The sequence below is a fragment of the Streptomyces sp. BA2 genome, assembly GCF_009769735.1.
Classification (GTDB): Bacteria; Actinomycetota; Actinomycetes; order Streptomycetales; family Streptomycetaceae; genus Streptomyces.
In genome coordinates, this window is record NZ_WSRO01000002.1 from 8,746,559 (window position 1) to 8,765,218 (window position 18,660).

General features: G+C 69.5%; 18 protein-coding genes. 12 read left to right on the forward strand and 6 right to left on the reverse strand.

The window, feature by feature from the left end; genetic code table 11:
- The first annotated feature begins 76 nt into the window (after positions 1–76).
- Positions 77–679, forward strand: coding sequence for a sigma-70 family RNA polymerase sigma factor (locus tag E5671_RS41855; RefSeq protein WP_160509427.1), 603 nt, complete (start codon positions 77–79; stop codon positions 677–679).
- A gap of 409 nt (positions 680–1,088) precedes the next feature.
- Here E5671_RS41855 and E5671_RS41860 read toward each other — a convergent pair whose 3' ends face one another.
- Positions 1,089–3,695, reverse strand: a complete 2,607-nt coding sequence (locus E5671_RS41860) for a tetratricopeptide repeat protein (protein WP_160509428.1) — start codon at positions 3,693–3,695, stop codon at positions 1,089–1,091.
- A gap of 116 nt (positions 3,696–3,811) precedes the next feature.
- On the opposite strand from E5671_RS41860, the gene E5671_RS41865 reads away from it, so the two are divergent.
- Both E5671_RS41865 and E5671_RS41870 read left to right on the forward strand, forming a co-directional pair.
- On the forward strand, positions 3,812–4,438 hold the full coding sequence (locus E5671_RS41865) for a hypothetical protein (protein WP_160509429.1): 627 nt from the start codon (positions 3,812–3,814) through the stop codon (positions 4,436–4,438).
- 395 nt (positions 4,439–4,833) lie between these two features.
- Positions 4,834–6,735: an RICIN domain-containing protein gene (locus E5671_RS41870; protein ID WP_202121462.1), complete on the forward strand. Its 1,902-nt coding sequence runs from the start codon at positions 4,834–4,836 to the stop codon at positions 6,733–6,735.
- A 69-nt stretch (positions 6,736–6,804) separates the two neighbouring features.
- Here E5671_RS41870 and E5671_RS41875 read toward each other — a convergent pair whose 3' ends face one another.
- Positions 6,805–7,629, reverse strand: coding sequence for a hypothetical protein (locus E5671_RS41875; protein WP_160509431.1), 825 nt, complete (start codon positions 7,627–7,629; stop codon positions 6,805–6,807).
- 168 nt (positions 7,630–7,797) lie between these two features.
- Here E5671_RS41875 and E5671_RS41880 point away from each other — a divergent pair, with 168 nt between their 5' ends.
- The 4 genes from E5671_RS41880 to E5671_RS41895 all read left to right on the forward strand — a co-directional run bounded on the left by E5671_RS41880 (position 7,798) and on the right by E5671_RS41895 (position 11,410).
- Positions 7,798–8,328 (forward strand): GNAT family N-acetyltransferase, encoded by a 531-nt coding sequence (locus E5671_RS41880; protein WP_160509432.1) that lies wholly within the window; start codon positions 7,798–7,800, stop codon positions 8,326–8,328.
- Between the two features lie 256 nt (positions 8,329–8,584).
- Complete coding sequence (locus E5671_RS41885; RefSeq protein ID WP_160509433.1) at positions 8,585–9,313, forward strand: SDR family oxidoreductase; 729 nt, start codon at positions 8,585–8,587, stop codon at positions 9,311–9,313.
- Between the two features lie 59 nt (positions 9,314–9,372).
- Positions 9,373–10,518, forward strand: coding sequence for a galactonate dehydratase (dgoD, locus tag E5671_RS41890; protein WP_160509434.1), 1,146 nt, complete (start codon positions 9,373–9,375; stop codon positions 10,516–10,518).
- A gap of 61 nt (positions 10,519–10,579) precedes the next feature.
- The gene (locus E5671_RS41895; RefSeq protein ID WP_336605998.1) at positions 10,580–11,410 is read left to right on the forward strand and encodes a helix-turn-helix domain-containing protein; all 831 of its coding nucleotides are present in this window, start codon (positions 10,580–10,582) and stop codon (positions 11,408–11,410) included.
- 171 nt (positions 11,411–11,581) lie between these two features.
- Here the strand turns inward: E5671_RS41895 and E5671_RS41900 are convergent, their stop codons facing one another.
- Positions 11,582–12,034, reverse strand: a complete 453-nt coding sequence (locus E5671_RS41900) for an Lrp/AsnC family transcriptional regulator (protein ID WP_160509435.1) — start codon at positions 12,032–12,034, stop codon at positions 11,582–11,584.
- A 111-nt stretch (positions 12,035–12,145) separates the two neighbouring features.
- On the opposite strand from E5671_RS41900, the gene E5671_RS41905 reads away from it, so the two are divergent.
- The gene (locus tag E5671_RS41905) at positions 12,146–12,766 is read left to right on the forward strand and encodes a LysE family transporter (protein ID WP_160509436.1); all 621 of its coding nucleotides are present in this window, start codon (positions 12,146–12,148) and stop codon (positions 12,764–12,766) included.
- A 57-nt stretch (positions 12,767–12,823) separates the two neighbouring features.
- Here the strand turns inward: E5671_RS41905 and E5671_RS41910 are convergent, their stop codons facing one another.
- Complete coding sequence (locus E5671_RS41910; protein WP_160509437.1) at positions 12,824–13,381, reverse strand: GNAT family N-acetyltransferase; 558 nt, start codon at positions 13,379–13,381, stop codon at positions 12,824–12,826.
- Positions 13,382–13,475: 94 nt separating this feature from the next.
- On the opposite strand from E5671_RS41910, the gene E5671_RS41915 reads away from it, so the two are divergent.
- Positions 13,476–14,081: a TetR/AcrR family transcriptional regulator gene (locus E5671_RS41915; protein WP_202121463.1), complete on the forward strand. Its 606-nt coding sequence runs from the start codon at positions 13,476–13,478 to the stop codon at positions 14,079–14,081.
- Between the two features lie 15 nt (positions 14,082–14,096).
- Here the strand turns inward: E5671_RS41915 and E5671_RS41920 are convergent, their stop codons facing one another.
- Positions 14,097–14,756: a M15 family metallopeptidase gene (locus E5671_RS41920; RefSeq protein ID WP_443032767.1), complete on the reverse strand. Its 660-nt coding sequence runs from the start codon at positions 14,754–14,756 to the stop codon at positions 14,097–14,099.
- Between the two features lie 86 nt (positions 14,757–14,842).
- On the opposite strand from E5671_RS41920, the gene E5671_RS41925 reads away from it, so the two are divergent.
- The 3 genes from E5671_RS41925 to E5671_RS41935 all read left to right on the forward strand — a co-directional run bounded on the left by E5671_RS41925 (position 14,843) and on the right by E5671_RS41935 (position 17,743).
- Positions 14,843–15,529 (forward strand): response regulator transcription factor, encoded by a 687-nt coding sequence (locus E5671_RS41925; RefSeq protein WP_160509438.1) that lies wholly within the window; start codon positions 14,843–14,845, stop codon positions 15,527–15,529.
- Complete coding sequence (locus E5671_RS41930) at positions 15,522–16,646, forward strand: ATP-binding protein (protein WP_160509439.1); 1,125 nt, start codon at positions 15,522–15,524, stop codon at positions 16,644–16,646. The genes E5671_RS41925 and E5671_RS41930 overlap by 8 nt, the downstream gene beginning before the upstream one ends.
- A 119-nt stretch (positions 16,647–16,765) precedes the next feature.
- A complete protein-coding gene (locus E5671_RS41935; protein WP_237330940.1) occupies positions 16,766–17,743 on the forward strand; it encodes an endonuclease/exonuclease/phosphatase family protein in 978 nt (325 codons plus the stop codon).
- A 66-nt stretch (positions 17,744–17,809) separates the two neighbouring features.
- On the opposite strand, the gene E5671_RS41940 is transcribed toward E5671_RS41935, so the two are convergent.
- On the reverse strand, positions 17,810–18,589 hold the full coding sequence (locus E5671_RS41940; RefSeq protein ID WP_160509440.1) for an NAD(P)H-dependent oxidoreductase: 780 nt from the start codon (positions 18,587–18,589) through the stop codon (positions 17,810–17,812).
- Positions 18,590–18,660 lie beyond the last annotated feature (71 nt).

The following is an 18,660-nucleotide window of genomic DNA, read 5'->3' on the forward strand; positions in this document are numbered from 1 at the left end:
GACGGATCCTGGCAGTAATAACCAAGTTATACAACCCGGTTATGCAAGGGAGAGTGCTGACCTGTATAACCGACCCATGGCAGGTGGAGAGGACGCACGCGAGGGTTCCGGGGCGCTGACCGAGGGGCAGGCCGAGCGGATGCTTGCCGGCATGAACGAGGTGATTCGCGCGGGTGAGGAGATGCGGAAGCTGCGCGCGGAGATGGTCAAGCTGTTCTTCGAACTCGGCTGGACGCAGGACAAGATCGCCGAGCTGGCGGACATGAGTCAGCCCGCCGTGTCCAAGCAGGTGGCGAAGTACAGGACGGCCGACCGGCCGCCACCGATGGAGCTCCACCTCGACCAGCGAGATCTCCCCTGGCTCGAAGGGCGTCTGTGGGGACTTGCCGAGGTGGTCTCCGAGACCCTGGACGAGAGTGCCCACTGCACCCGCTACGTGAATGCCCTCAGTCGGGGAAAGAAGCGCTTCACGCCCCAGAACATCGACGAGCTGCGACGACTCCTGGAAGAGGACCTGAGACAGCATCACGCACAACTCCCGGGCGTTCACCGGAAGGCGTACGACGAGATCAGCCGCCACCTCGACATCCCCACGAGGTCCACCGCCACGGGCTCGGCATCCGTACGCCGGGCTCTGGCCCACGCGATCCAGCGCGACCGACTCGAAAGCCAGGCTTAGGGCCTGTCGCTCCGATCACGAGAACCAGGCGTGGCTCGGAGCATCCGTCCCCGGCCACGCTCGACCGACTGGCGACAACGGCCTGGTTCGTCTCCTGCGCTGGTGAACAGTGAGGTCAGCATGGGCACGCCGTGGGTGAGTGCCTGGTGCGGCAGGGGGCCTGTGGCGACGAGCTCTTGTGGCACGTCAAGCAGCCGCCGACACCGAAGGCGGCATCGACTGGAACACGAGGGTCGACTCCACCGTCACGCGCTCTCACCAGCACGCCGCAGGAGCACCTCAACCCCACCGCCCGCGCCGCCGAGTGCAGGGCTTGGCCAGCAGCCTGGTGCGGCTGGTGCATGAGACCCGGCACTCTATTCCTGGCTGCTGGAGTGGAGGACGCGGAGAGCCTGGGGCAAAGCGCGCTTCATGCCCCCAGCGCGTCTCGCAGCTGTCCAAGGATCGGGGCCAGCCTGTCCGGACTGACCGGCGCGGCTCGCTGAACGTCTGCCAAGTCGTCCAGCGCCTCCACGATCTGGTGCCGTGAAGGGGTGTGCGACAGGAAAGTCCGCAGCTGCTCCTCGGCGCGTTCCCAGTCGGGCAGCGCGCACAACAGCACCAGGAGATTGCTGCGCGCCAGGTCGGCGAATCCGGGCACGCCGCGCGCCTGAGCCTGATAGATGTCCATTGCGCGCTGCCACTGGTCCGCCTCGCCGGGCGTTCCCGACAGCCTCATGGCCAGAGCGCTCTGGTAGGGGAACCAGCCGCAGTCGGGGCGGAGTTCGATGGCACGGTCGAAGTCCGCGAGAGCTTCCTCGTACCGGCCCAGGGCGCGGTACGTCTCTCCTCGCCAGCAGCATGGCCAGGGAGCATGCGGTTCCAGAGCGAGGGAGTGGTCGAGGTCCGCGAGGGCGGATTGGTGGCGGCCCAGGGTGAGATGGACGTCCCCGCGGGCGGCATACGCCCAAGCGTCCCACGGGTCGACCGTGATCGCATCGTTGAAGTCCGTCAGCGACTCCTGATGGTGACCCATATGGTGGTGGAGCAGGCCGCGGAACTCCAGGGCCCAGGTGTCATGGCGATCGAGGCCGAGGGCGTGGTCGAGGTCCGCGAGGGCTTCCTCATAGCGGCGCAGGCTGTAGTAGGCGGAGGCGCGGTTGACCAGGTGCGTCGAGGAGTTCGGAGCGAGCCGGATGGCTTGGCTGTGATCCGCCAAGGCTTCCTCGTATCGGCGCATGGCCTGGTGCGTGTTCCCCCGGCCCGCGTAGGCCCGAGGGAGATCCGGGTTCAGGGCCAATGCGGCTGTGTAGTCGGCGAGAGCCTGACCGTGCAGGCCGTCGCGCCGGTGTCGGCGGCCGCGCAGCGCGTGGGCCAGCGCCCGACCCTCCGTACCGAGACCGGGTGTGGCCAGCAGGAACGTCAGCGCATCCACCTCACCGGAGGCCCGCCCGGCGAAGTCCAGCAGGTGCTGCCCGGTTCGGGCGAGGCCGCCGGTGTCGTCGCTGTCCTGCCCGGCCTGGGCGAACAACTGGCCCCAGCGGCGCAGGGACTCGGTGCTGTGACCGCACGCCCGCACTGTGTCGTGCAGGGCTTCGGACACCGCGTCGCGGCCCTGCGCACAGAGCAGGTGGTACGTCTCGTCGAGCCGGTGATCCCGCCAGGCGTCGTCGTCCCAGTAGCCGTCGGGCGACAGTCTTCCCTCTCGCTCGCGGCGCCATGTGCCGAAGACCGAGGCGAGATGGGCGTGGCTCCGGCGCCATTGGACGGGGGAGCGGGAGCGCTGTACTCGCAGTATCGGGGCACGAATGACGTCGTGGTAGCGATGCCGGCCCGCCTGGCCGGTGAGGAAGGGTAGTCCGCGCAGCCATCGGAAGCCGTCGACGGCGGAGGCGGGCGCGAGAGACCGGTAGATGTCCTCGTCCACGCGCAGGGGGAGGGCGCAAGCGAGGATGGTGTCGCGGCGGGTGGGATCCGTCTCCCACTTGAGGAAGCGCTCGACTGCGGTGTCGGAAGGGTCGCTGACCGCGTCCACCTGCTGAGGGCGACTCCTGGCGAGAGCGTCCAGCAGCACCGGAAGCCGGCCGGACAGGCGCAGGACCACGTCCACCACGCCCGCGTCGGTCACGGCGCGGGCGCTGAGCAGCGCGCGGGCCTCGTCCTCGGAGAACGGCTCGAGCGCAACGTCGGTGACCAGGTCAAGACTGTCGCCCCAGCACGCGGCGTTCAGGGGCCCCTGCCCCGCCAGCGCCGCCTGAACATTGACCGGTACCGCCCCGTACGCCTCGCTGACCAGCATGTCCCGCAGCCAGACGTCAAACAGCGGCGCCGTGCGCTCGTAGGTGTCGAAGAACAGCACCACCCACGGCCGACGTCCCGCGACGTCACCCAGATCGGCCAGGAACTGCGGTGTGAGCACCTTGAGCGGTGACAGCACCAGCTGTACGTCCTCGTGGCTGCGCAGCCGTGAACTGAGCGCCGTACGCGCCCGGTCGAGGCCGGAGGCGACGTGCTCCGGGCGGACCGCACCGCTGAACGCGCCGAACCCCGGGACAAGGCCAAGTCCGGCCACCCCGACCTGCGCGGCGAAGGTGCTGGAGGGCGAGGGACCCACCCGATGTGTGGGTGCCGGTCCGCAGCCTCCTTCGCCCATCAGCTGCTCGGCGGAAGCGGTGTCGGCCTCGTGACACTTCTGCCGGTAGGCCGACAGCTGCTTGTCGAACGACTTCAACGGGCAGCCCTGGCGCCCCAGTTGCTCGCTGATCGCCGCCATGGCCTCGACCGCGCTGTGTACGTCGTCCCCCACGACGGCGGTTACCGCGCCTTCTTCCCGCGCCGTCGTCTCCCATCGGCGAATCAGCGTCGACTTGCCCACCCCGGCGAGACCGTGCACATGGAAGAGGAACTGGTAGGTGTCGGCACCGGGCCCATGCGCCAGGTTCTCCCGAAACGCCGCCAGCTCGCGCCGCCGTCCCACGAAACCGCCGTCGCGCCGCCGCCTAATCAACTCCTGCCTTGATACAGGCCCCTCTGCCATCGCCGCCCCCTCCGTGCCTGGCTTCCAGCATGTCGGATCGTGAGCCGTCGCGTGCCTCAACGGCCGGTCAGGAAATGGGGAGGCGTTCGTGTCGGCCGGCGCGGGACACTGGGGTCATGCTGGTCATGGATGCCGTGTTGGAGACCTACGAGGCCAAGGGCTTTACTCTGTGGCCCGTTTCCGGACTTCCCGAAGAGCGCCTTCTGAGGCTGTCCGGTGATCTGTCGTCACGTCAGGTCGGCACGGCCATGGCGGTCTTGGCCAGCTACAACAAGGGGCCTCGCAAGCGTGGGGAGCGCCATGCAGGGGACGGCATGGCGCACGTGCGCCGTCTGTTGGCGGCCGAGTGCGTCGTCGCGCCCGGTGGTCTGAGGGTCCGGGACACCGTCACCGGGATTACGGCGTCTCCCGGATGCTGCTTCGGGCTGGAGAACTGGCGGGACTGGTTCGGCCTGTTGGAGGGCGAAGAGCCCTGGCTCGGCCATGATCCCGAACCGCGCGTCGAGCACGCAGGGGATGTCGTCCGACTCCGGCCCGATGCCGCCCGCCACGAGGAGCTCCACATCGACATCCCCCGGGCGGAGTTGCGGGAACTCCTCGGCTCCGTCCAGGACGACCTCGCGGGCTTCCTGGAAGCCGTGGAACGGTGGGCTTCCAGGCGCTTCGCCCCCGTCGCGGCTGCTCTGGTCACGACACTCGACGCGAGCCTCGCCGTATCCGCACGGCTGGACGATTCGCCATAGATTTCGAAAGCGGGTGCGAGTACCGCAGGTAACGCCAGCGTTCCTCTCTCTTCCCGAATGGAAGTCACTCGAACTTCTTGTTTCCCGTGAGTCGGCTGTGCCAAGGTGAGCTTCCTCGCGCTGAGGCAATGATCAGGCCCGCCATTCCTGTTCGAGATTCGTGTCGCCGACCCAAAAGGTCGTCAGTCGGCCGTATTCGGACGGTCCCGCGGTTTGTTGATCCATTTTCCCGTCTCGGCGAGCATTAGGTATGAACCAATCAGGCGCCCCTTTTTGGTGGGTGTGTTTTCCGTGCGCCGTCTTTCGGCTTGGAAGGAAAAGGTTCTGTGCAATCCCCCCACCCCCCACGCCCGACCCACCCCCCTCGTCCCGGTGTGAACTCCGAAGAGTCCGACATGAGCCTCGCCGCCCGACTGCGAGGCCGCTCGGACGGGGAGTCGGACCAGCCCATCGCCCTCCTGCTCGCGCGGCACTGGCGAGCGACGTACGACTACTCCGCCATCTGCCTTGCCAGTTGGTCGAGTTCGGCCTCGATGGTCGCCACGGCTTCCTTCCATCAGATGCTCGGACACATGGCGAGCAGTGAGCCGGGCGGGGCGCTGCGCCCGTATCTCCTGGTGACCGTCCGGGAGACGGTCAGGGGATGGACCGTCGACGAGCGCATATCCGCCCTCATGCCGGAACTCCGCAAACCCACCGGTGGCCGCGGTATGCGGGCGGCAACCTCCATGACAGCCGAAAAGCGGCGACTCGCCGCACGCTCCTTCTGGGCGCTTCCCGGAGTTGCCCAGTGTCTGCTGTGGCACACCGCGGTCGAGGCCGAGCACATATCCATACCCGCTGGTTTGTCGGGCTTGAGTGCCGACCTCGCGGCCGACGCGCTCGTGCAGGCGCGTGAGCAATTCCGGACAGGCATCGTTCGCGGTCACCGTGAACTCGCGCCGACCAAGGAATGCCCCCTCTACAACCGAATCCTCGACGTCACGATTCGCCGCGGTGGCACCCTGCTGCCCGATGTACAGGAGCACCTGTCGTCGTGCCGGCATTGCACTGATGTCGCCGACCAACTCGGCCATGTCGACGGCGAGTTGGGGACTCTTCTCGCCGAAGCGGTACTCGGCTGGGGAGCCCGTCGCTACCTGGAGTCGCGGCCAGGGCGCGGGGGCGCCGCGAGGCGTGGCGGAGTAACCCCCGGACGCGGCGGCAGGCACGCGGGCAGCGGCGGACGCCATCGTCCACCGTCCCCCGTCCCCACGCCGTCCCGCATCCTCCTGCCGGGCGGCACGCTCGCGTCGGCGCGCACGCACTCCACGGCGTTGCGCACGGGAGCGGCGCTGGGGGCGGCGGCCCTGCTCGCCACCGTCCTCGTCATCACGCTCTCGTCGGGGGACGACAGCGGCGGTGGCGGGGCGGCGCCCCCGGCGGGAATAGGGGGAATGACCGGCATGACGGGAAGCCGTGACGCCCGCCCGAGCGCGGATCCCGATGCGCCATCCGCCGGCGCTTCCGCGCCCACGTCCGCGCCCACATCCGCGGGGTACCCCGGCGGCTCCGACCAGGGCAGACTCCGCAATGTAGCGGCGGACCTGTGCCTCGACGTCCGGGGCAAGGTGAAGCCCGGCGCCGAGGCGAAGCTGGCGAAGTGCTCTGCCGCGGCGAGCCAGCAGTGGTCGTACGACAAGAACGGACTGCTGAGCAGCGCCACTCGTCCTCAACTCTGCCTCGACTCCCACCGCGCCGACGGCGTGATCGTCGTCGGTGCGTGTGTGGCACCTTCGGCCGCGCGTGCCGACGAGGTGCGCTACGACCTGACTGTGCTGGGGGAGTTGCTTCCGCGATGGCACGAAGGTCTTGCGGTCGCGCCTGCCTCGTCACGCAAGGGTGCGGATGTCGTGGTCAAGGTCCGTGACGGATCTCCGGAGCAGCGATGGATGCTCGACTCCTCGACGGCCAACCCGAATTCCCGGTCGATCAAAGGGAGAGGCGATCCCTCCTTGAAGCCCGGCAACGGCGCGCCGCGCGAGCGGAGGCCGGGGCCTACGGAGGACGAAGGGAGGGGCGAAGGAGAAAGGGGAAACGGCGCGAAGGGCAAGGACCGGCGGTCCGCGCCGGACTCGACTCGGCGCGGCGAGGTGGCGGAGCGGCATGCGGAGCGGTACGCCGAAGCCGACTGCTGTGCCGGTCCCGAGTCGTTCGGGCCGAAGCTTCCTGGTGAGCGCCCCCGTTCTCCTGCGGTACGAGCGGGAGTTCTGGACGGAGTGCCATCGGGTGAGGGCGGCAGGAAGGCCGCTCGGTGAGCGGGGCTGCTGGGCTCGACGACGGCGAAGGCTCAGGGGCGAGCCCATGACGAGGACCCGGCTACGTCCTCATCCCTGGCCGGTGCCGTACAACGTGCTGCCCACCTCCCGGGCGAGGTGCGCGGTCCACCGGACGGTGTCGTCGCGGTCCGCCATGCCCGCGACCCCTGTGACCGCGACGAGCACGCCGCCGATGCGGACGTGAGCCGTGTACTCCGTGCGAACGTCGCCTTCGTACGAAATTTCGTGGATCTCCAAGTACGCCTCGTCGCCGAGCCCTTCCAGCGGTTCCACGGAGTACTCCTCGCCCGCCGTGCCCGCCTCCATGTCGGAGGAGAAGGACCGGCAGTGTCGCCTGATGTCCTGCTCGAGGCGCATGTAGTCGCGGGCCGAGGCCACGGGCAGCGACGCGAGCCACTGCACGGCCACCGCTTCCCCCTCGTTGCCGATGACGCGCTGCGTGTGGGCCGCCGCCTCCGTGCCGCGGTAGGTGGCCGTGCCGAGCCAGGCCGGGTTCTCGTCCCCGAGGATGCAGTACTGCCAACGCCCCTTCCGCTGCTCGGGGGTGCTCTCGAAGGCCATAGCGAATCCGTCGCCGCCCGTCAGATGCCGACCGAACGCGGAGTCGGGCAGGATCGCCTTCTTCAACTCTTCGCCGGTGAAGACCCGTTGGGGACCTGCGACGGCGTCGCGGCCGGAGGCGGTCGCAGGGCCGGTGGGCGGCAGGATCTCCGGGGTGCGGGTCTGCTGCGTACGTGAGGGTGAGGGCGAGGAGTTCGCGGACGCGGGCTGGGGCGTCTTGCTCTTCCCTCGCTGGGTCTGGGCCGCCTCGTTGCCGCAGCCCGCCAGCGTCGGGATCACCACCAACGCCGCTGCCGCCAGCATCGGAGCCACTCGCCGTCCGTTCACCGATTTCCCCCAAAGCCAGCCGATCATCGGCCGCGTCAACCTAGCCGAGAGCCACCGCGAGGGCCAGGGGTTTCCACTGGTCAGCCGTGTGTGACCGCGACAGAATTCGGCGTAGAGACGTGTACGGGCGCCGATGACTGACAGACTGCAACGATGATCGACTTTCTTCCTGGTGGTCTGACGGCGCGACATCTGGTCGAGGAGGACCATCCGCAGGTGCTCGCCGTGCTGGACGCGTGGTGGGGCGGCCTGAAAGGGCCCGCAGGGGCGCTGGAGCGCTCGCTGCTCCTGCCCAGGCTCTACTTCCAGCACTTCACCACCACCAGCTTCCTCGTCGAACGCGACGGGGCGGAGGCCGACGGGGGACAGGTCGCGGCCTTCCTGGTCGGCTTTCTGTCGCAGACCGAACCCGACGCCGCCTACGTGCACTTCGTCGGCGTCGACCCCCATCTGCACGGGCAGGGAATCGGACGAGCCCTGTACCGAGCCTTCTTCGCCCTCGCCCGTTCGCACGGCCGCCGATACGTGCACTGCATCACCAGCCCGCAGAACACCGCGTCTCAGTCCTTCCACACCCGGCTCGGTTTCACGGCATCCGGCGTGAAACCGGACTACGACGGCCCCGGCCTCGACCGGGTGGCCTTCACGATCGACCTCGCCGCACACCCGAGCCACCCCGTGTGAGTGTGATGCCTGCGGGCGCTGACCCGGTCGGCCGAGAGGGGGTATTGGCGGCGAGGTGTCCGGTGGTGGTTAATGGCGTGGGTGGGTCGTCTGCTGCCGTGTGTGCCGGTGCGAGGAGCGGGAGTTGCCTGTGAGTGCTGAGTCGTCGGGGCCGTCGGGGTCGTCCGGGGCATCGGGGCCGTTGGGTTCCTCGGGATCGGCCGAATCCGTCAGTGGCGCGGCCGTGGGCTCCAGTCGGCGGTTCGTCGGTCGTTGCGTGGTCGTGAGCGGGGGAGCTCAAGGCATCGGCGCGGCGACCGCGCGGCGGCTCGCGGGCGAAGGGGCCGGGGTGGTGATCGCCGATGTGGATGCCGAGGAGGGCGAGCGCACCGCACGTTCCATCCGCGAGGGCGGCGGGCATGCGGTCTTCGAGGCCTGTGACGTGGCGGAGGAAGAGTCCTGGGCGCGGGCGGTGGCGGCCGCCCGCGCCCGCTTCGGCCCGGTGTCCGGCCTGCTCAGCAATGCCTACACGGTGCGCGGCGGCGCGGCCGACGTCATCGAACCGGCGGACTGGAACCGGCAGTTGTCGGTGATGCTGACCGGCGCGTTCCTCGGCGTACGGGCCTGCCTGGACGACCTGAGTGCCACGCGTGGCGCGGTCGTCCTGGTCTCGTCGGTGCACGCTGTCATGGGTCTGCCCGGACGTCCCGCCTACGCGGCGGCGAAGGCGGGCCTGACCGGTCTTGCGCGCCAGCTCGCGGTGGAGTACGCACCCGGCGTGCGGGTCAACGCGCTCCTGCCGGGTCCCATCCTGACCCGGGCCTGGGACACGATCGGCGCGGACGACCGGGCGCGGAGCATCGAGCAGACCCCGGCGGGCCGCCTCGGCCGCCCGGACGAGGTCGCGGCGAGCGCGGCGTTCCTGCTGAGCGACGAGGCGTCCTTCGTCACCGGGGCCAGTCTCGTCGTCGACGGTGGATGGAGCGTGTTCAAGACGTCCGCCTGAGCCAAGGCCCCCTGCCCCGCCCCTCCGCCATCTGCCCTGCCGCCCAAGGAGGTTCACCGATGAAGATCACCCGTATCGAGACGTTCGCCGTCCCGCCCCGCTGGCTCCTGTGCCGCGTGGAGACCGACGAGGGACTGGTCGGATGGGGCGAGCCGGTGGTTGAGGGGCGCGCGGCCACCGTGCGTACGGCCGTCGGCGAGCTGGCCGAACTTCTCGTCGGCAAGGACCCGTCGGGCATCGAGGACCACTGGCAGGTGATGACGAAGGGGTCCTTCTACCGCGGCGGCCCCGTCCTCTCCAGCGCGGTGGCCGGACTCGACCAGGCGCTGTGGGACATCGCGGGCAAGCGGCTCGGCGTGCCGGTGCACGTGCTGCTTGGCGGCCCGGTCCGCGAGCGGGTACGGGCCTACAGCTGGGTGGGCGGTGACAGCCCCGCCCACATCACCGAGCAGGTGACGGCCCAGGTCGAGGCGGGCTTCACCGCGGTGAAGATGAACGCGAGCGGCCGCATGAACCGCCTTGCCACCGGCGCCGACATCGACGAGATCGTCACCCGTGCCGCGGCGGCCCGCGAAGTCCTCGGCCCCGGACGGGACTTCGCGCTGGACTTCCACGGCCGCTTCCACGCCGCGAACGCCCGCCGGTTGCTGCCTCACCTGGCCCCGCTCGCGCCCATGTTCGCCGAGGAACCGCTCCTGCCGGAGTACGGCCACCTGCTGCCCGCCCTGGTCGCCTCCTCACCCGTGCCGATCGCCACCGGCGAGCGCCTGTACTCACGGCAGGACGTGCTGCCCGCCCTGCAGGCCTGTGTCGCCGTCCTGCAGCCCGACCTGTCCCACGCGGGCGGCATCTCGGAGGTCCGCCGCATCGCCTCCCTGGCCGAGACCTTCGACACCCTCATCGCCCCGCACTGCCCGCTGGGGCCCGTGTCGCTGGCCGCCAGCCTCCAGATCGCCGTCAGCGTCCCCAACTTCCTCATCCAGGAACAGTCGATCGGCATCCACTACAACACCGGCGCCGACGTCCTGTCCTACCTCGCCGACACCGAGGTGTTCCGCTTCCATCAGGGCCATCTCCTGCGCCCGACCGGACCGGGGCTCGGCATCGAGATCGACGAGGCGGCGGTGCGCGCGGCTGACGACAGCGAGGCCGACTGGCACAACCCGGTGTGGCGGCACGAGGACGGCTCGTTCGCCGAGTGGTGAGGGCCGCAGGGGAAGTGGGAGGCGGCGGCGTCACTTCGGGTGAGCCGGTAGCTTTGAAGGCGTGGACTCGGTTCTGTACGAAGGTGACCGCCTGCGCGGGTGGGAGGTCGCGTGCCCGCGCCGCGCAGCGCCGCTCGACGGCGTGGTGGTGGCGGGATTCCGTGACCGGTCGGGGGCCGGGCTCGACATGCGGGTCATCCCTCAGCCGCTCGTGACGGTCGTCATCGAGCTCGGCGACGGAGCCCTGGCCGTCGAGAACACCGCCGGCAACCGGGCGTTGAGGAGTCTCGCCGCCGGTCTCGCGCCGGGGGAGGTGCGCATCCGCGGGGAGCACGTGGACTGCGTAGAGGTACGCATGTCCCCGGTGAGCGCCTACTCGCTCCTCGGCGTCTCGCCCACCGACCTGGACGGCGGCGTGTTCGGCCTGGAGGAGCTGTGGGGGCACCATGAGTCCCGGCTCCGCGAGCAGTTGACCAGCGCCAGGGAGTGGGATGACCGCTTCGCGCTGATGGATGAGTTCCTGGCACGCCGGCACGCGTCGGCACCGTCGATGGATCCGGAGGTCGTCGCCAGCTGGGAGTGCATCGTCTCGCGCCGGGGCCAGGTGCGGGTCGGCGACCTGGCGGTGTCGTGCGGGTGGAGCCGCAAGCGGCTGTGGTCGAGGTTCACCGCTCAGGTAGGCCTGACGCCCAAGCGCGCCGCGATGCTCGTACGCTTCGACCGTGCCGTCCGAGGCCTTTCGGCGGGCCGCGGCGCCGCCGAGGTCGCCGTGGCGTGCGGATACGCCGACCAGTCCCACCTGCATCGCGACGTGGCGGCCTTCGCGGGCTGTACGCCGGGTGCGCTGGGGCCGCCGCCCGACATCTACACGGCAGACGCCGGTCACCTGTGACGACGATCAGCAGGGAACATTCGTCCAAGACGTGACGCGCCGCCACCGGTGAGGGTGGGGCCATGCAGAGCCATGCCGAACACACCTCGCCGAACGCGCCGGCCCTGGTGCTGATTCACGGATATGCCGCCCCAACGGCCTGGTGGAACCCGCTGGTTCGGTTGCTGGCGTTCACAGGGGCAGCGCGCGCTCGTTCACCACGTGCTTCATGACGAGCGTGGAGCTCAGGCGCTGTACGCCGGGCAAGGTCGCCAGCTTGTCGTCGTACAGGCGCTGGAAGGCGGGCAGGTCCTTGCTGAGGATGCGTACGAGATAGTCGGGATCCCCGAAGAGGCGCTCGGCCTGAAGGATCTCGGGGATCTCGGTGAGGGCGTGCTCGAAGGCGGAGACGGTGTCGCGGTCCTCCTGGCGCATGGTGACGAAGACGAACGCCTCGAAGCTCAGACCCACGGCGCGCGCGTCCAGGATCGCGCGGTAGCCGCGGATGGCTCCGCTGCGTTCGAGTTCGCGCAGCCTGCGGTGGCAGGGGGAGAGGCTCAGCCGTACGCGCGCCGCCAGTTCCGTGACCGTCAGACGGCCGTCTTCCTGGAGCTCGGCAAGGATCTTCCGGTCCACATCATCCATGAGGAAGATTCTGCCACTGCGGGCGCCTCAGCTGGCAATACTTGGAAACACCTTTGGGCTATTCGGAACTAATCTCCTACTCAGAACCTGTTTGAGAGGGAGAAGTACGTCGTGGCTGTCAGCTCCATCACCGCCTTCTGGGCGGTCTCAGTCCTGCTCATCCTCGTGCCGGGGGCGGACTGGGCCTATGCGATCAACGCCGGGCTCCGCGATCGGTCCGTGGTGCCGGCCGTCAGCGGCCTTCTGCTCGGCTACGTCGCGCTGACCGCCGTGGTCGCCGCCGGGGTGGCGGCCGTGGTCGCGCGGACGCCGTCCGTCCTCACCGCCCTGACCGTCCTCGGCGCCGTCTACCTCGTGTGGCTCGGCGCCACGACGCTCGCCCGGCCCGCCGTCGCCGGGACGGGACCGCAGGAGGGGGACAGTGAAGCGGCGGGGTCCCGGGTCCTCAAGGGGGTGGGGATAAGCGGCCTCAACCCCAAGGCGCTCCTGCTGTTCCTGGCCCTGCTGCCGCAGTTCACCGCCCCGCACGGCAGTTGGCCACTGGCGGCCCAGATCGGCACGCTCGGCCTGGTGCACACGCTCAGCTGCGCCGCGATCTACCTGTGCGTGGGCGTACTGGCGCGCACCATCTTGCGTGCACGCCCGAAGGCCGCGCGCGCCGTCACCCGCGTCTCGGGCGCCGCCATGATCCTGATCGGCGTGCTCCTCCTCGCGGAACGCCTCGCGGCCTGAGGCGAGTGCGGCACGTGCCCAGCAGCGGATGCCTCACGAGTAGCGGATGCCTCACGCTCACGCCGCGTCCTGCTCGCCCCGCCACTCGTGCGCGAGCAGGGACCAGATCTCCATGTCGTGGCGGACGCCCTTGTAGAGCGATTGCTCGCGCAGGGTGCCGTCCAGGTGCATGCCCATGCGCTGGGCGACGGCTCGGCTGCGGGTGTTCCCGGCGCTGTTCCACCACTCGATGCGGTGCATACCGCGCTCGCCGAACGCGTACGCGATCAAGTGCCGTACCGAGGCGCTGACCAGGCCGTGGCCCTCACCCGCGGGCTCGGCCCACACGCCGATCTCGCAGTTGCCCCTCTCGGCGTCGAAATGCACGAACATCACGCCACCGATCAGGACGCCGTCCCGCCAGATCCCGTAGATCCGCCCGGCGTCGGCGGCCTGCTTGTCCGCGAAGTTCTGGAGGGTGGCGCGGGCGGATTCCAGGTCGGTGGAGCGCGAGGCCCAGGGGATCCACGGGTCGGTGTTGGTGCGGGCCCGGTCGATGTGGGCCAGGAACTCGGCGTCCTGCCAGGGCTCCAGCATGCGGAGCTCGGCATTCTCGGTCAGCGATATGGCGTACATGGCTGGTCCTATGCGGTTGTCCGGCTGGGCGCGCGGGTGTCGTGGCAGCACGCACCAGGTACGTAACGAACGTTGGGTATGTACTCTAACGGCTATGACACCGCCGGCCCGTACCGACCATGACGCCCGCAGGACCGAGGTCTCCCAGGCGGTGTGGCGAGTCCTTGCCGCCCACGGCTTCGGCGGCCTCACCCTGCGTGCCGTCGCCGCGGAGATGGGGGCCACCACCGGCCTGCTCACGCACTACTTCCCCAGCAAGCGCGCGCTGCTGAGACACGCCCTCGAAGTACTCGACCGGCGCTCGGCCGAACGCCCGCGCCCGGCGGCCGCGCGGGCCGGGGCGGCGTCCGGTCTGGTGATGCTGCGGGCGACGCTGCTCGACATCCTTCCGCTGGACGCGGAGAGCGCCGCGAGCAACCGCATCTGGGTGGCCTCCTGGGACGTGGCGCTCGCTGATCCGGAGCTGGCCGAGGAGCACGCCGAGCGCTACCGCCGGGCGCGCGAGCGCATGGCCGGGCACATCGCGCAAGCCCAGGAGCTGGGCGAACTGCCGCTCGGCCAAGGGGCCGACGACACCGCGGCGGCCGCCCAGAGCTTTGTACTCGGCCTGGTCGTCCAGGCGCTGTTCGCGCCTCAGGAGTTCCCCGCCGAGCGGCAGACCGCGATGGTCGACGCGTACTTGGCGCGACTGGGTGCGTAGTGCCGGGCGTGCTCGTCACCGCTGCATCCTCGGGTCCTGCGTGGGGTCGGCATACATGGGCGGGCAGCCTTGATCGATGGCTTCGGGGCGCAGTTCGTAGTGCCAGGACTCGTTCCTGTAGATCTGGCACAGCCCGTGGTCGGCACCGTGTCCGGACAGCCACGCCGTGGCGTCGGATTGCCCGACGTCGATCGCGTTCCCTGACACGTGAGGAGAGGTGTCGGCCGTGGCGACCCATCGGGCGGCTTCCTCTTTCGAGCCGTACTTGGCGACGGCCTCGCGAAGCAGCTGGTCCTGGTACTCCGGGGAACGCCAGCCGCTGTTGACGAAGAACGTGACCTCGTCGTCCGCGGCTTCCTTCGCGGCCCGGCGGAGGGCATCGAGCAGATCGGGGTCGAGGTTGGCCACGGCCGGGACTTCGCCGTCGAAGACGGTCACCCCGTCGGAGACGACGCCACCCGCCTCGCCCAGCGCCCCAGGGCGATTGCCGTGACGGCTGTCGCTGGGGGAGGCGGCCGGGGAGGACATCGCCGTCGAAGAGGGTGAGGATGCCGATGACTGGCAACCGATGACGCCCATGAGCGTCGCGCCGACGACTGCCAGGGCAGCGAGGGTGGCCGACCGGGCACGGCGGGCCGGTGTTCGTGCCGTTCGCGCTGTTTCGTTGTAGGTCATGCCCGCAGTCAAGACAGCGCGGTGTTGCCGCCCCGTATCCGGTTTTCGATATGCCGACGATATGTGCCGACTCGTAGCCTCGGAGCATGCGAGTGCTGATCGTCGAGGACGAGCCCTACATGGCGGAGGCCATCCGTGATGGCCTGCGCCTGGAAGCCATCGCGGGGGACATCGCGGGGGACGGCGACACCGCTCTGGAACTGCTGAGCTTCAACGCCTACGACATCGCCGTCCTGGACCGGGACATTCCCGGCCCCACCGGTGACGAGGTCGCCAGAAGCATCGTCGCCTCCGGCAGCGGAATGCCGATTCTCATGCTCACCGCTGCCGACCGTCTCGACGACAAGGCCACCGGGTTCGAACTCGGCGCCGACGACTACCTCACGAAGCCGTTCGAGCTCCAGGAACTCGTGCTCAGGCTCAGAGCACTCGACCGCAGGCGCGCGCACAACAGGCCGCCCGTGCGGGAGCTCGCGGGTCTGCGGCTCGATCCGTTCCGCCGCGAGGTCTACCGCAACGGCCTCTACGTCGCACTGACCAGGAAGCAGTTCGCCGTGCTCGAAGTCCTTTTGGCAGCCGAAGGCGGTGTCGTCAGCGCCGAGGAGCTCCTGGAGCGGGCCTGGGACGAGAACGCGGACCCCTTCACCAATGCCGTACGCATCACGGTCTCCGCACTGCGCAAGCGGCTGGGCGAACCGTGGGTCATCGCCACGGTGCCTGGCGCCGGATACCGCATCGAGACCGAAGGCAAGGAGGGAGGAGACCGTGGATAGGGCGCCCGGGTTCAGCGTTCGCTTCAAGCTCACCCTCAGCTACGCCGGGTTCCTCATGCTGGCCGGCGGTCTGCTGCTCGCGGCGGTGTGGATGTTCCTCCTTCGGTACGTCCCCGATCGTGCGATGCTCTACAACCCCGATGACAGCCCCCATGGTGTCTTCCCCGTCCGGTCCGCCCTCCTGGACGTCTTCGCTCCGAGGGCGGCCGCCGTCATGGCGTTCTTGCTGGTGTTCGGCCTCGTGGGCGGGTGGATCCTCGCCGGCCGCATGCTCGCCCCGCTGACCCGCATCACGGACGCCACACGCATGGCCACGAAGGGGTCACTCTCGCACCGGATCCGGCTGCCGGGCCGCAGAGACGAGTTCCGCGAACTCGCCGACGACTTCGACACGATGCTCGCCCAACTCGAAGCACACGTCGCCGAACAGCGGAGATTCGCGGCCAATGCGTCGCACGAACTGCGCACCCCGCTGGCCATCTCGCAGGCGCTTCTCGACGTGGCCCGCAACGACCCGGCACAGGACCTCGGCGAGATCATCGGCCGCCTGCACGCCGTCAACTCCCGGGCGATCGACCTCACCGAGGCGCTGCTCGTGCTCAGCCGCGCCGACCAGAGGTCCTTCACCCGAGAACCGGTCGACCTGTCCCTGCTCGTCGAAGAGGCCACCGAGACACTGCTCCCGCTCGCCGAGAGGCGCGGTGTCACCATCGAGAACTCCGGTGACATCGCCCCGGCTTTCGGGTCGGGGGCGCTCCTGCTGCAACTGACGACGAACCTGCTGCACAACGCGATCGTGCACAACCTGCCCGGAAAGGGAACGGTACGGATCGAGACCGTCGCCGGTCCCGAGACCGTGGTGCTCATGGTCGAGAACAGCGGCGCGACGCTCTCCCCGCAGGTCGTCTCGACTCTCACCGAGCCGTTTCAGCGCGGCACCGAACGCATTCGCAGCGACCACGCGGGTGTCGGCCTCGGCCTGGCCATCGTCAAGCGGATCACCGACGTGCATGACGGATCCCTCACCATCACCCCGCGCACTGAGGGCGGACTCCGTATCGCCGTTCAACTGCCCGCACCACCGGCACATTTCACCAATAGGACGTCTGACCAGTGAGTGAAGCAATACGAGAAGTCACGGATGCGCGGCAGCAGGTCGATGCCGAGGAGCGCGCCGACACCGGGGACACCGGCTCGGGTGGCTGGCGCGCGCGTGTCCGTCGTACGACACGCGCCCTGTCCCGGCCGGGACCCTGGAAGCGCGGCCTGGTGCTCGCCGCGCTGGCGCTGCTGCTCGGGCTGCTCATGCTCCTGCACGCGCAGATCACGGACAGGGGTGGCCTCGGCAGCCTGGTGGAGACGTTCCTGCCGTGGTTCGGCCTGTTCGTCCCGGTGCTGCTCGCCGGGGCGATGTGGCGCCGCTCCGCCTCCGCGGTGGTCGCGCTGCTGTTGCCGGCCGTGGCGTGGCTGAGCCTCTTCGGCGGGCTGCTCTCCGACAAGTCCCGGCCGGGCGGCGACCTCACCGTGGTCAGCCACAACGTCAACGCCGAGAACTCCGACCCGGGGGGAACCGCGCGCGACCTGGCCGCAACCGGGGCGGACCTGCTTGCCCTTGAGGAGATGACTCCGCAGGCCACGGTCACGTACGAGAAGGAGCTGGCGAAGGCGTATCCGCACCACACGGTGAAGGGCACGGTCGGGCTGTGGAGCAAGCTGCCGCTGTCGGACACCCGGACGGTCGACGTCGTGCGGGGCGATGTCGGCCCGCTGGCGAGAACCCGACCGGCCGACCATCCGGAGGACCCGCCCCGGGCGCTGCGCACCACGGTGGCGACGGATCAGGGACCGCTCGCGGTGTACGTGGTGCACCTGGGTTCCGTGCGGCTGCAGCCCAGGAACGGCTTCTGGACGGACTCGCGCGACTTCGGCGCGGACGCGCTCACCAAGGCCGTCGCCGCCGAGACGAACGAGCGGATGGTGGTGCTCGGCGACTTGAACGGCACCACGGACGACCGCGCGTTCGACGGCCTCACCTCGCAGCTGAACTCGGCCCAGGAGGCGGCCGGTGACGGCTTCGGGTTCACCTGGCCGGCGTCCTTCCCGATGGCGCGGATCGACCAGATCCTGGTCCGCGGCGTGGAGCCGGAGAGCTCATGGGTACTGCCGGAGACCGGAAGCGATCACCTGCCGGTGGCGGCCGGGATCAGCTGGTGAGCACTGCGTAGGCTCCGCCTCCCAGCTCCCTAGTGGCCGGCCACGGTGGTCGAGTACGTCTCTTCGTCACCGTCCTGGTGTTCGTGAGCGGTGTGCTGCGACGCCGGTGAGGGTCGGTTCGATCTCCGGGTGCAGGACGAGCGCGTCGTCGTAGTCGCCGCGGTGTTCATGGCGGTAGGGGAGCGGCTCGGTGACCGGCAGCGAGCGGAGCCGGGCGCGGAGTTCGGTCGCGCGGTCGTCGTAGCCGGCTTTGTCGAGGCGGTCGGCTCCGTAGACGACGTACGGCGGGAGCGCGTCCATCCCCGTGTACCAGAAGGTGCCGTGCAGCACCGGGAACAGCACCTCGTCCAGCTGCCCGTGGATGCCGCGCGGCCCGAAGCCGGACTCCCGCGCGCCGACCGTGGTGATGACCATGGCGCGTTTGCCGGCGAGACCGCCGTCCCCGTAGCGCAGGGTCCGCCCCGAGTGATCCTGGAGCCCGAAGGCGAAGCCCTGCACGAGCACCCGGTCGAACCACCCCTTGAGGATGGCGGGCGGCCCGAACCACCACAGCGGGAACTGGAACACCAGCGCGTCGGCCCAGGCGATCTTCTCCTGCTCGGCGGTGATGTCGTCCGTCAACTCTGCAGCGCTGTAGGCGTGTTCCTGCTCGGCGCCGACCAGGAGCCGGTCGGCCGTTTCGCGGTGGAAGTCGCCGGAGTCCACCACGGGTTTCCAGCCCATCGCGTAGAGATCGGACTCGCGGACCTCGTGCCCGAGATCGCGCAGTTCCTGTATCCCGTCGTCACGCAAGGAGCCGTTGAGGGATTGCGGTTCGGGGTGTGCGAGTACCCAAAGAATCTTCATGCCATCGATCCTCCGCCGCGGCCGGGTGGGGGACGAGTGGCCAGATGGCCATGCTGTGCAAGGATCTGGCC

Bases quoted from the DNA above. Each gene is read 5' to 3' on its own strand.
- E5671_RS41855 (WP_160509427.1), top strand. From the start codon at position 77: ATGGCAGGTGGAGAGGACGCACGCGAGGGTTCCGGGGCGCTGACCGAG.
- E5671_RS41915 (WP_202121463.1), top strand. From the start codon at position 13,476: ATGACACCGCCGGCCCGTACCGACCATGACGCCCGCAGGACCGAGGTC.
- E5671_RS41940 (WP_160509440.1), bottom strand. From the start codon at position 18,589: ATGAAGATTCTTTGGGTACTCGCACACCCCGAACCGCAATCCCTCAAC.
- E5671_RS41925 (WP_160509438.1), top strand. From the start codon at position 14,843: ATGCGAGTGCTGATCGTCGAGGACGAGCCCTACATGGCGGAGGCCATC.
- E5671_RS41870 (WP_202121462.1), top strand. From the start codon at position 4,834: ATGAGCCTCGCCGCCCGACTGCGAGGCCGCTCGGACGGGGAGTCGGAC.
- E5671_RS41920 (WP_443032767.1), bottom strand. From the start codon at position 14,756: ATGACCTACAACGAAACAGCGCGAACGGCACGAACACCGGCCCGCCGT.
- dgoD (WP_160509434.1), top strand. From the start codon at position 9,373: ATGAAGATCACCCGTATCGAGACGTTCGCCGTCCCGCCCCGCTGGCTC.
- E5671_RS41865 (WP_160509429.1), top strand. From the start codon at position 3,812: ATGCTGGTCATGGATGCCGTGTTGGAGACCTACGAGGCCAAGGGCTTT.
- E5671_RS41880 (WP_160509432.1), top strand. From the start codon at position 7,798: ATGATCGACTTTCTTCCTGGTGGTCTGACGGCGCGACATCTGGTCGAG.
- E5671_RS41900 (WP_160509435.1), bottom strand. From the start codon at position 12,034: ATGGATGATGTGGACCGGAAGATCCTTGCCGAGCTCCAGGAAGACGGC.
- E5671_RS41860 (WP_160509428.1), bottom strand. From the start codon at position 3,695: ATGGCAGAGGGGCCTGTATCAAGGCAGGAGTTGATTAGGCGGCGGCGC.
- E5671_RS41910 (WP_160509437.1), bottom strand. From the start codon at position 13,381: ATGTACGCCATATCGCTGACCGAGAATGCCGAGCTCCGCATGCTGGAG.